At 39.7% G+C, this 1571-nt stretch carries 1 protein-coding gene; it reads left to right on the plus strand.

The window, feature by feature from the left end; genetic code table 11:
• The first annotated feature begins 44 nt into the window (after nt 1-44).
• Nucleotides 45-1457: an LLM class flavin-dependent oxidoreductase gene (locus KPC_RS19645; protein WP_121975984.1), complete on the plus strand. Its 1413-nt coding sequence runs from the start codon at nt 45-47 to the stop codon at nt 1455-1457.
• Nucleotides 1458-1571 lie beyond the last annotated feature (114 nt).

The following is a 1571-nucleotide window of genomic DNA, read 5'->3' on the forward strand; positions in this document are numbered from 1 at the left end:
GAGATATTATAAANATCGAATCAAATAAAGCCAACGATAGTATTATGACTAAACAAATTCACTTTAATGCATTCGAAATGAACTGCATTGCACATCAGTCACCTGGACTTTGGCGTCATCCTTTAGACCGCTCTACAGAATATAAAGATCTGGAATATTGGACAGATTTAGCCAAAATTTTGGAAAAAGGGAAATTTGATGGGGTATTCCTGGCAGATGTTTTAGGCATTTATGATGTTTATCATGGGACAAATGAACATGCCATTACGGGTGCGGTACAAGTACCCGTCAATGATCCTTTACAGGTTGTTCCTGCTATGGCAGCAGTAACCAGACATTTGGGGTTTGGGGTGACGACATCGATATCATTTGAACATCCTTATCCATTTGCACGACGTATGAGCACACTTGATCACCTGACTAAAGGTCGTGCGGGCTGGAATATTGTTACCTCGTATCTGGAAAGCGGTTCTAAAAACTTAGGGCTAAAAACTCAGGTCAATCATGATAACCGCTATGATATTGCGGATGAATATTTAGAAGTTTTGTATAAGCTCTGGGAAGGCTCATGGGAAAACGATGCTGTACTGCGTGATAAAGAGCAAGGCATATTCGCAGATTTTAATAAAGTTCATCCTATTCAACATGAAGGTCAATATTTTACCGTTCCTGGTATTCATATTTGTGAACCATCTCCGCAAAGAACACCTGTTTTATATCAGGCAGGTGCTTCTAGCCGTGGGCAACGTTTTGCTAGCCAGAATGCAGAATGTGTTTTTATCTCTGCTCCAACCAAAGCAGCCGTGAAACAACTTACGCAAGGAATTCGTAGTAAATTGGTTGAAGAAGGACGAGATCCGTCATCTGTCCTGATTTACACCATGCTTGCTATCGTGGTTGATGAAACAGATGAAAAGGCTCAAAAAAAGTTTAAAGAATATCAAAGTTACGGTAGCTATGATGGTGGCTTGACATTGGTTTCAGGCTGGTCAGGCGTAGATTTTTCCCAGTTTCAGTCAACTGATCAAGTTGAATATATTGAAACCAATGCGATCCAGTCTTTATTAGACTCTTATGTTAAGGCAGATCCAAATAGAGTCTGGACGATCGAAGAAATCGCCCACTGGACAAGTATAGGAGGAAATGGTCCAGTCATCGTAGGCTCACCAGCAACAGTCGCAGATAAATTACAAGAATGGGTTGAAGAAACTGATATTGATGGCTTTAATCTGGCTTATATCCTTGCTCATAAAAGCTTTGAAGATGTCGTGGAATATGTGGTTCCTGAATTACAACGCCGTGGCGTATACCAAAAAGAATATAAAGAAGGTACGCTTCGTGAAAAATTGTTCAATCAGGGTGCTCACCTCCCAGCTAACCATAAAGGCGCACGTTATAGAGCTTTACATAAAAAACAACATGAGAACAGAGTAGTGACTGAAGCGATTCCACTGTAGTCAAACTTCAAGGAAATTGTTTTTAGTAAAAGGCCTTCTTTTTTAAGAGGGTCTTTTTATATTCGAAATCTGACTCACATCATCTGTATTCCTATTTTGCATATTAAATTATCA

Origin of the sequence: Acinetobacter stercoris, assembly GCF_900323515.1 — a bacterium.
In the GTDB taxonomy this organism is placed as follows: Bacteria; Pseudomonadota; Gammaproteobacteria; order Pseudomonadales; family Moraxellaceae; genus Acinetobacter; species Acinetobacter stercoris.